This window comes from Pelagirhabdus alkalitolerans, assembly GCF_900096905.1.
In the GTDB taxonomy this organism is placed as follows: domain Bacteria; phylum Bacillota; class Bacilli; order Bacillales; family Amphibacillaceae; genus Pelagirhabdus; species Pelagirhabdus alkalitolerans.
Window position 1 is genome coordinate 26768 of sequence record NZ_FMYI01000014.1, and the last position, 9648, is coordinate 36415.

The 9648-nt window shown below is 37.2% G+C and carries 12 protein-coding genes; 2 read left to right on the forward strand and 10 right to left on the reverse strand.

What is annotated here, in order from left to right:
• Window positions 1-11: 11 nt before the first annotated feature.
• The 9 genes from BLR62_RS11965 to BLR62_RS12005 form a co-directional block, all read right to left on the reverse strand.
• Window positions 12-1091: a GerAB/ArcD/ProY family transporter gene (locus BLR62_RS11965; RefSeq protein WP_090797288.1), complete on the reverse strand. Its 1080-nt coding sequence runs from the start codon at window positions 1089-1091 to the stop codon at window positions 12-14.
• A 15-nt stretch (window positions 1092-1106) separates the two neighbouring features.
• Window positions 1107-1337, reverse strand: coding sequence for a hypothetical protein (locus BLR62_RS11970; protein ID WP_090797290.1), 231 nt, complete (start codon window positions 1335-1337; stop codon window positions 1107-1109).
• 14 nt (window positions 1338-1351) lie between these two features.
• Entirely contained in the window at window positions 1352-2542 is a 1191-nt protein-coding gene (locus tag BLR62_RS11975) for a Ger(x)C family spore germination protein (RefSeq protein ID WP_090797292.1), read from the reverse strand.
• Window positions 2539-4074: a spore germination protein gene (locus BLR62_RS11980; RefSeq protein ID WP_090797294.1), complete on the reverse strand. Its 1536-nt coding sequence runs from the start codon at window positions 4072-4074 to the stop codon at window positions 2539-2541. Before BLR62_RS11980 ends, BLR62_RS11975 begins: the two co-directional genes overlap by 4 nt.
• Before the next feature lie 130 nt (window positions 4075-4204).
• Window positions 4205-4468 carry a metal-sensitive transcriptional regulator gene (locus tag BLR62_RS11985; protein ID WP_090797296.1) on the reverse strand — a complete coding sequence of 88 codons (264 nt, stop codon included), beginning with the start codon at window positions 4466-4468 and terminating at the stop codon, window positions 4205-4207.
• A gap of 37 nt (window positions 4469-4505) precedes the next feature.
• On the reverse strand, window positions 4506-4874 hold the full coding sequence (locus tag BLR62_RS11990) for a hypothetical protein (RefSeq protein WP_090797298.1): 369 nt from the start codon (window positions 4872-4874) through the stop codon (window positions 4506-4508).
• Between the two features lie 73 nt (window positions 4875-4947).
• Window positions 4948-6318 (reverse strand): dipeptidase, encoded by a 1371-nt coding sequence (locus BLR62_RS11995; protein WP_090797299.1) that lies wholly within the window; start codon window positions 6316-6318, stop codon window positions 4948-4950.
• Between the two features lie 31 nt (window positions 6319-6349).
• The gene (locus BLR62_RS12000; RefSeq protein ID WP_090797302.1) at window positions 6350-6814 is read right to left on the reverse strand and encodes an S-ribosylhomocysteine lyase; all 465 of its coding nucleotides are present in this window, start codon (window positions 6812-6814) and stop codon (window positions 6350-6352) included.
• 175 nt (window positions 6815-6989) lie between these two features.
• Window positions 6990-7619 (reverse strand): YhcN/YlaJ family sporulation lipoprotein, encoded by a 630-nt coding sequence (locus BLR62_RS12005; protein ID WP_090797304.1) that lies wholly within the window; start codon window positions 7617-7619, stop codon window positions 6990-6992.
• A gap of 148 nt (window positions 7620-7767) precedes the next feature.
• On the opposite strand from BLR62_RS12005, the gene BLR62_RS12010 reads away from it, so the two are divergent.
• Entirely contained in the window at window positions 7768-7998 is a 231-nt protein-coding gene (locus BLR62_RS12010) for a YhdB family protein (RefSeq protein WP_245719466.1), read from the forward strand.
• Between the two features lies 1 nt (window position 7999).
• Here the strand turns inward: BLR62_RS12010 and BLR62_RS12015 are convergent, their stop codons facing one another.
• Window positions 8000-8815 carry a S1C family serine protease gene (locus tag BLR62_RS12015; RefSeq protein WP_090797306.1) on the reverse strand — a complete coding sequence of 272 codons (816 nt, stop codon included), beginning with the start codon at window positions 8813-8815 and terminating at the stop codon, window positions 8000-8002.
• A gap of 148 nt (window positions 8816-8963) precedes the next feature.
• Between BLR62_RS12015 and BLR62_RS12020 the strand changes: the two genes are divergently transcribed.
• Window positions 8964-9509 (forward strand): beta-class carbonic anhydrase, encoded by a 546-nt coding sequence (locus BLR62_RS12020; protein WP_090797308.1) that lies wholly within the window; start codon window positions 8964-8966, stop codon window positions 9507-9509.
• Window positions 9510-9648: the final 139 nt, after the last annotated feature.

Consider the following 9648-nt stretch of genomic DNA (forward strand, 5'->3'; position numbering starts at 1 on the left):
ATCAAGGAATATTAATAATTGGAACGTTTGAGTCGACTCAAACCTATTGAAAGAACAACTATGATCATCACAAGATAAGATAGCGTTAAATACGTGGATCGCATCAGTTCAAAGTCATAGAATATATTCGGTAAACTCGATTTACTAGCGGCGATTAGTAGTAAAGCTAAAGGTGCACTGAACACTTTTTGATGATTCACTTTGAACAAATATTGGGTCGAAATCATTAAAATATAAAATGTCGTACTGATTTTAAAAAAGATCGTAAAAAACCATATGAACGCAACAATCCCTTCGATTCGATCGAAAAATTCTGCAATTTGAATATTTTGACCTAGTCGATAAATAGAATATGTATAATGCGTTGTCGCTTCAACCCCAATTACAGCAATTGTCGCCACAGTCACAACAATCATACAGATCCCTGCTAAAGCACCACCAATCAAAAAACTTTTCCGTACTTTTGTTTCATCATTGACATGAGGAATAAGTGCAATCAAAATAACAACTTCAACATACGTAATCGCTAAGACCGGGATCGCACCGACAAATGCGTTTGTCTGATTCAATTGCATGATGGGAAGCAAATGGTCAAAAGATGTTTCCGGCCAAACAAATATAGCCAATAACAAAAGACTCATCATCGTAAATAAGAAAAATACTTCAACACTTCTCGCAATCACTTCAAGGCCTGATCTAATTGCGTATAACGAAACAAATGTAATCGTATAAGCAATCACTTCAGGGGGAGTGCCCATTAAGATTTGCACACTAATAAATTGAGACAGAGACCATATATTACCGATTGTCATAAAGAATCCGAACAATACCAATAATACAATAAGCGCTTTAGCACCGATTGATCCAATTTGATATTCAATTCGATCAAAAAAGTTACCCTTTCCATTCATAATTAAACTCGGATAAAGCATTAATAAGATAAGCCCAACTAAAACAGCGACCACAACACTAACCCAGCCATTCTCTTTACCATAGGTTGTCGCAATCGTTGGAATAAAGACAATAGCCGTACCTAATATGTTCATAAATACAAGTAAGGATAATTGATGGGGACTTAACTTTGATTTCACAACATTCAACCTTTCTTATGATCGATACCTCATAAGCCAACGATCGATATGAGAACTAATGGGATCAATCAACCTGTCCATCCATTCCACATAGTTGAACCAAACTGTATCATTATGTGCTCGAATGATATATAATGTTGCCAATGATAAGGCAATTAAAAAAGCTTTTCGATCTCGTCCACTAAATCGCTTATAGTCTAATCTGATGGCTAAAATGACAATGGCAATAATAATTAAAATTCTCATCCCACAAACCTCCGCTAGTCTTTCATTTGGTCATAGAGAGAATCTGTGATCATCCCACCATGACGAATCATCACATCAACATCATACTGAACATCACATGTTAAAAAATACTCATACCATTCCTCTTTAAAACGTTCTTCATATAAATGAGGTAAATCACGTCTTGTTTGTATGCCAAAACCAAAAATATCCGCTTGATATATCTTTGCTTCTTCTACACATTTACTCATTAAATCTTCAATTCGTTCTGCCAATTTATCTTCTATTTCTTTTAATACAGCTTGGTCATCTAGAGAAACTTCTGTTTCAACATCACCAATATTAACAATTGTTTCTGCTTCAACATCAATTATAAGTTCATCATCGTTATATCGACTATTAAAGTTAGCATCATAATCCACAATCTCAAACGTGATTGTTCCCCCATTGTATTCAATCGTCTCAACCGTATTATGCACATGACCTGTTAAATAGTTGAATCCTTTACTTTCTTCTTCATCAAACCACTTAACTAATCGATCGCCGTTAAAAATACCGACTTTATCAACTTGTAAAATGGCAGCAGGGTCTAATTTTTCTACATTATCTTGCTGTCTTCCTTCCTCTAAATTACCTTCTAATTTTACATTAGATAGGATCGGGTCCTTTGTCTGTGAAACGAGAGACTGAACAAATTCATTTAACTTTACAGAACGCGTTGCCCCCCAAAAATCTTCTGATGCCTCTAAATTACTTTGTATTTTTTGTGCTGATATTTGTTCCATCGGTGTCAGAATAGATAATACATTTTTTGCTTTATTTTCTTTCGCAACAGCGATAATAAAATCCGATCTAAATTCATGATCACGAATGATAAAGTCTAATGTTTCTGCGACGCCTTTTTCACGAGCTAATTTTTCACCGAAAATTAAAACTTGAATATGTCCAACAAAAATCTTTCGTGGTGTTGTAGTTGTTAATCGACGCATTGCTTCAAACATTGTATCTCCTTTTGCATGGTAATTTGTAACAGGCGTTCGTGATGTTTTTTCTTCTCCACCAGCAATCTCACCAGGATTCAACACTTGCAAAGTCAATTCAAATTGATTATCTACCCAATCCACTCCGATGCCTGTAGCGATCATCATGTCATTTAATTCAACGGCACTATAGCAACCTGCTAATAGAGTAAGCCCGATCAAAATACAACCTAATAGCCGCTTCATAAGTCTATCTCCTTTTTAGAAGAGGGTTCCGTTTGGTTTTTCGTTGTGTTAATCTGACTTAATAAATGAGGCCTTTCTTTACTTTGTGCTAATGGAGCACGCCAAAAAACATCTCTTTGGCCAGAAAAACTAAATGGAGCTAAAGGGAATAGATAAGGAATGCCAAATGAACGCAAGCTAGCTAAATGAAAGACCATGAGAAGAAAACCTGTAAAAATACCGTACAACCCAAACGATGCAGCGAGCATCATAAACACAAATCGTAGCATACGGATAGATATCGCTAAATTATAGGAAGGAAAAACAAAGCTACTAATAGCTGTAAAGGATACAACGATCACCATCATCGGTGAGACGATCCCTGCTTCTACTGCCGCTTGTCCAAGTACTAACGCACCTACAATTGAAATAGCTGAACCGACCGAACTAGGCAGGCGAACTCCTGCCTCCCGTAACAATTCAAATGTCACTTCCATGATTAAAGCTTCAATAAACGCAGGAAAGGGGATCCCTTCTCGTTGAGCAGCTAAACTTGTCAATAGAGTTGTCGGTAACATCTCTTGATGAAATAATGTAACAGCAATGTAAAAAGAAGGGGTTAATAAAGCGATGAAAAATGCTAAAACACGCAAGCATCGAATCATTGTAGAAATATCACTTCGCTGATAATAATCCTCACTCGATTTTAAAAAATCGACAAATAGTGTCGGAACTAAAAGGACAAATGGAGTACCATCAACAAAAATCGCCACTTTCCCCTCTAATATACCGGCTGCAATCGCATCGGGACGTTCACTGTTATAAACTGTCGGAAACGGTGAATACATATCATCTTGAATAAATTCTTCAATATTACCACTCTCTAAAATGGCATCGATCTTAATTCTCGACAATCGTTCTTCTACTTCTTTGACGATATCCGGATTGACGATCCCATTTAAATAACCGATCACAACCGTTGTCTGTGTTTTCGTTCCAATAGAGTATGACTTAAGCCAAAAATTTCGGTCTTTTAGACGTCGTCTAACTAAGGCTATATTAGACTCTAATCGTTCAACAAACCCTTCTTTTGGACCACGTACAACCTCTTGTGTTGTGACCATATCAATTTCTCGGCTATTGCCACCTTTTGTATCAATGATTAAGCCACTTTTAACTTGATCAATGAGAAGAATACTATCTCCAGCCATTAAGTGCTTAAATAAATCATTAAAAAGCCTCACATGTTCAACAGCACTAACCGCTGTTATGAGATTTTCAACTTCTTCTTTTAACTTTTGGGGGTCTTTAGCCGAGAATGCTTGTCGTTTGACTTGCGACATGAATTGATCACGAATCGTCTCTTTCTCAACTAGACCATCTAAATAGCAGATCGCCATGCCATTCTTCTTTGATCCGATATGTAAATGACGAACGACTAAGTCTGTACTATGGCCTAATTGTTCTTTTATATATGTTAGATTTGTTTTTAGACAAGATGATAGTTGGTCATGAACAATAGATTGAGTCTTTTTATCGCTTTGAGTACGCATTCTCTCACCCCTTTTATTTTGATAATAGGTATAGCATGCCCAATCAAAGTTGGAATATGTAGAGACATAAAAAAACCTTAACGAAAAGACACGTTGTCTAATCGTTAAGGTTTAAATGGTTAGTTAATTTCTATCGACTTTTCACTAATAAATCGACTGCGTTTTCGATATATTCTTTTGGATCTTCTTCTCCTCTTTCCTCTGCGTTCATCACGCACTCGACAAGGTTTGAGCTAACAACAAGACCCATTGTTCGATCAATTGCTGTTCTTGCAGCTGACATCTGTGTAATGACGTCTTTACATTCTTTTCCTTCTTCCATCATACGTAAAATACCACGAATTTGGCCTTCTACACGTTTCACTCTATTTTTTGCTTGTTGTGAATATTCCATGATCATCATCCTTTAATATGATTTAATCTTAGCTGAGTTAAGCCATTTTGGTTAACCAATTTTTACACTGACAAACATCATCATTGATAATTGTATAACCCGATACTTGATGACCATAACGCATCAATAAACGGATCCCAATATTCTTCTCCACACAATCAGAAGCGATCACATAAACTGACTGATTCGATATCCCGTGATGATGACGTTTTATATAAGCGATTGGAAGGGCAACTGAACCAACAATCGCTTCTTTTGCTGAATCATTGTAATCTCTTAAATCGACAATCGTTAATGATTCATCTAATTTATCTTTACTTATACACCGAACCCCTCTAACGGGTACATAACGTGTATAGATTACATAACTAACAAGCGCCACAAAAATGAGCGAGGCTACCCACATTTTTAAACCTCCCACTATATAAAGTCTCCATTATATTTTATACCCTAATCCGTATAAGGTCAACGAATAACGATTAGCTATTTGAAGCTAAAGAAGCGTAATAATCAACCAGTGCAACGACACCTCGGTCGAAGTTTGCAAGTGGAAAGCTCTCATTTGGTGAATGTAGGCGATCATCGGGGGTTCCAAAACCAAAAAGAATAACAGGTATATCAAAAATCGAATCAATCCATTCAACGACTGGAATCGATCCTCCCATTCGAACAAATACAGCCTCTTTATTAAAGGCTTTGGTGTAACTGTCTTTTGCTTTTTGAATAAGCTCATGATTTGGATCTACCTTATAAGCTTTCGCTGATAGCGGTTCACGTTTAATAACAGGTGTCACACCAACTGGTGTATGTTTTTCAATATGATCGACAAGCAAATTTTGAATCGTCTCAGGATCTTGCCCGGGCACTAAACGACACGTTAATTTAGCCGTCGCCGTTGAAGGGATAATCGTTTTTGTCCCTTCTCCTTGATACCCACCAAACAATCCATTAACTTCAAGAGTTGGTCGTCCCATTGTATGTTCACTTGCTGAAAAGCCCGCTTCAGATACGGTTTCTTTTACTCCAGTTGTTGTTTGATAATCTTCACTTGGCGCTTGTTCGATCAATTTAAGTTCTTCAGGCGTTAACGGTTCAACCTCATCATAGAAATGATCAACTAGCACGACTTCATCCTCTGATTTCATCGAAGCTAAAAGTTGCGACATGGCCATTAATGGATTTTTAATCGCACCGCCATAAAGACCGGAATGAAGATCATTTTCTGGCCCTTCAAGCGTCACTTCAAGTCCTGTAAATCCTTTTAAACCATAAAGAATCGTCGGTTGATCATTGGCAACCATCCCCGAATCTGAAATAATCGCAAAGTCAGCATCGAACTGTTCTTTTTTCTCTTCAAGTACATCATAAAGGTGCTCACTACCGATCTCTTCTTCTCCCTCAATACAAACTTTTACATTGATTGGAAGGCTGCCTTCGGTTTTCATAAACGCTTCTAACACAGCTAAGTGCATAAAGACTTGCCCTTTATCATCACTCGCCCCTCTTGCATAGAGTCGACCTTGTTTTTCAGTTGGTTCAAATGGAGGTGTCTCCCATAATTCTAACGGATCAACAGGCTGTACATCGTAATGCCCGTAAATCAGTACGGTTGGGGCACCTTCTGCTTTTAAATGCTCTGCATAAACGAGAGGGTGACCACCTGTCTCTTGTATCTCAACCTGATCCAAACCAATGTCAGTTAAATACGATTGAACAAATTGAGCAGCTTCTTTAATATCTGATTGATGATTTGGATCGGTACTAATACTTGGTATTTTCAAAAATTGATGCAAGCGATCATATGTTTCAGATCGATTTTGCTTTAAATAGTCAATGACACGTTTAGTCAAAATCACACGTCCTTTATAAAAGTTTCATTTATTATGCTGAGAAGACATTAGGCCAGCTTTCTTTTCCTTGTAACATCTTTTCTGCAATGCGCTGAGCACTTTCTAAACTATGACTTGCTGCCCATCCACATTGAACTTCATTACATGCCGGAACCTCAGTTGCGTTTGTCACATCGATTAATGTTGCTTCGACTGCCTTTTGAATATCTTCAAATGAATCATTATTAAATACAGCTAAATAAAAGCCCGTTTGACAGCCCATTGGACTAAGGTCTAATACATTGTCTAAGTGATTTCGGATGTTTTCTGCCATTAAATGCTCTAGAGAATGTAAACCTGGCATATCCATATGGTTCTCATTCGGTTGGCAAAATCTTAAATCGTATTTATAAACTGAATCACCATTTGCACCTTCAGTAACACCCGCTAAACGAATATACGGTGCAACGACTTTTCGATGATCTAAATTAAAGCTCTCCACATTCATTTTGTTCATTTCAATTCTCCCCTTTTATTTAGATTAATCTTTTGTTCATAAATTGTTATTTCAAGTACTATTAAAATATCACAAATACCGAGTATTGCCAATTCATACACAAATCTTTAGTCGACCTTTACCTATGTATAAATAAAAACCATTCACCTAATGATTAGATAAATGGTTTTTACAGTTAGCGATTATTGCGATCACGGGTTGGGAACAATCGTTCAAACATTTCTCCAAACTGATCAAAAAATCCTTCAATTGGTTCCCCGCGCTCTATATCACGCATGTAATTGTCTGACAAATTCATAAAATCTGGGTTAGTCGAGACAAAAACTTCATCTAAATCTTGATCGGCTTCTTTTGCTGCTCGTGTCACTTTTTCTTCAATTTCATCTGATAAATCATCAGATCCATCGCCTGAATCTCCACTTAACCGACAAGCAACATATGCGGTGTTTCCCATTTTAAGGGCGTTAGCTTGATCAATTTCATCCACTTCTTGGTTAATGGCTTCTGAAATCTCATCAGAAACTTGGTAACCATCATTCATGCCCTCACCATTTTGTGGCTCTTGATTAGGTGTGCTTGGATACATCGGATCTCCCGTTTGACCTCTTTGATCCCCAAATCCTTGATCACTTTCATACTGACCATCATATGCAGGGCCACCTTGATCCATTTGGTTTTGATCATGACGAATCGGTTCAATTTGATCCCATTCGTTTTCATTTCTTGATTCTTCAGTATTCATAAAGCCACACCCTGATGCCACCAAACAAACACATGCTAAACTAACGAGTGCTGTTTTGTTCATGTTATTACCTCCTTTTTATGAAATCATTCATAATATGTGCGGTATTGATGAATTCATACAAGGTAAATGGTCGATTTTTTTCCAAAACTTAACCGCGGGTATTGTTTTGACGTGTGGTCAAACTACATCTATAAAGGAGGTAAATACATTGAAAGACACTTGTTATGATCAAGCTCTCCATGACGTGTTGCATCAAAAATGGGATGATTTGTTTGTTTTAATGGTTCGGACGGAAGATGATATATTATCAAAAAAAATAAAGGATTTTTTTCATGCCTTTACGTTTGAACGCAATAAAAAAAATGTGATTAATAAGCATGAAGCCTTACTGGATTATTTGTATCATGCACAAAAACATGAATTGACTGCTGTGCATTAAGTTACTGACTTTCCCTTAATGTGTGGACATGATCAACCGGGATCGCTAAACCAACTCTTCCCCATTCCTCATCGCGTCGCGTTGCATAAATTACACCTATAACTTGGCCCTCTTCATTGATTACAGGGCTACCGCTGTTCCCTCGATAAACAGGGGCATCTAAAAGCATAACGTCTGTTTCTAAGCTTGTTGCAGTTGAGCTTGCAATCCATTTCCCTTGGTTCGCAATACCTGTAAAGTTCAGTGGATTCCCAATAAAGGTAATGGACTGTGGACTTGAATAATCAGATATATGCTCAGCTAATGGTAAGTATGGCAAATCATCTCCATCCACTTTAATAAGGGCTAAATCATGCTCAGGCTTTATTTTGACGATATCACCATTAAACAATCCCTCTTCGGGATAATGAACCGTAACGGACGTTTCATCTTCAATCACGTGATAATTGGTCACCACATAACCAGATTCCGATATACCAAATCCAGTACCTCGACCTTCAGACGTATCAACACCTACAACTGATTCTTTATGAGACTGGATTGTTTCATCTTGACTTAATTGGTGCGATGTAACCAAAAAATCAATCGCAGGAATGGAAAATGTTCTCGGGAAAATCGCAACACCATTTAATAAGACAGCAAACACAATTAAACCAAATACCCATCTCGGAAACGTTGGATCTTTCTTTTGATCTGGTGTTTCTTTTTCTTTTGTTTTAGAACGTCTTTCTTCATCCAAAATAGCTTTTATCTCTTCTGGCTCTAAGTCTTCATATAGATCTTTATCAATCATATCGTCTTTTTTTGATGAACTCATTTGATCACCCCGTTGATCGCACTCGACTAATGCATCATTTCCCAGGAAATAATGACAATGCTCGCTATTTTTTTCAGAAAAATAAGAAAAATACTTGATTGCTTACCTTCTTTTCCTATATTATATAGTACTATAGGGAGGAATGAACATGTTATTAGATGATGTTTTAAAACATAATGAAAAATTTGTTGAAACAAAGGCATACAAAGATTATGAAACGGACGGAATTCCGGATAAGCATGCTGTTATTTTAACATGTATGGATACGCGTCTCACAGAACTATTACCTAAAGCAATGAACTTTAAAAACGGCGATGTCAAAATCTTAAAGACAGCTGGCGCCATTATAAAAAATCCATACGGAAGTGTGATGCGCAGTATATTAGTTGCCGTCCATGCCCTTCAAGCTGATGAAGTCTATGTTGTGGGTCACCATCATTGTGGTATGAGTAACCTCGATACAGAGAAATTATTTGATACAATGAAAGAAAATGGTGTGAAACAAGAAGCGTTTGACAATCTCGAAGTCGATGCGCATGATTGGTTTAAAGGGTTTGAGGAAATTGAAGATTCTGTGAAAAGTTCGGTTGATTTAATTGAAAATCATCCCCTTTTACCGAACAAAGTACCTGTTCACGGTCTTGTGATCGACCCGCGCACCGGTAAACTTGATTTAGTTCAAAATGGCTATTAAATAATAGAAGCGAATGCTTTCCACGGAGCATTCGCTTCTTTTTATGGCTCTAAAATATATGTTGGGGTAAAGATACAATTCAACATGTTGCTTTTATAATAAAGTGATGTGTGATCGACTACTCGCTTGCCGCGGGCAC

Excerpts from the sequence above, each read along its gene's own strand:
- BLR62_RS12005 (WP_090797304.1), bottom strand. The coding sequence starts at position 7,619 with ATGAACAAAACAGCACTCGTTAGTTTAGCATGTGTTTGTTTGGTGGCA.
- BLR62_RS12015 (WP_090797306.1), bottom strand. The coding sequence starts at position 8,815 with ATGAGTTCATCAAAAAAAGACGATATGATTGATAAAGATCTATATGAA.
- BLR62_RS11980 (WP_090797294.1), bottom strand. The coding sequence starts at position 4,074 with ATGCGTACTCAAAGCGATAAAAAGACTCAATCTATTGTTCATGACCAA.
- BLR62_RS11990 (WP_090797298.1), bottom strand. The coding sequence starts at position 4,874 with ATGTGGGTAGCCTCGCTCATTTTTGTGGCGCTTGTTAGTTATGTAATC.
- BLR62_RS12020 (WP_090797308.1), top strand. The coding sequence starts at position 8,964 with ATGTTATTAGATGATGTTTTAAAACATAATGAAAAATTTGTTGAAACA.
- BLR62_RS11970 (WP_090797290.1), bottom strand. The coding sequence starts at position 1,337 with ATGAGAATTTTAATTATTATTGCCATTGTCATTTTAGCCATCAGATTA.
- BLR62_RS12000 (WP_090797302.1), bottom strand. The coding sequence starts at position 6,814 with ATGAACAAAATGAATGTGGAGAGCTTTAATTTAGATCATCGAAAAGTC.
- BLR62_RS11975 (WP_090797292.1), bottom strand. The coding sequence starts at position 2,542 with ATGAAGCGGCTATTAGGTTGTATTTTGATCGGGCTTACTCTATTAGCA.
- BLR62_RS11985 (WP_090797296.1), bottom strand. The coding sequence starts at position 4,468 with ATGGAATATTCACAACAAGCAAAAAATAGAGTGAAACGTGTAGAAGGC.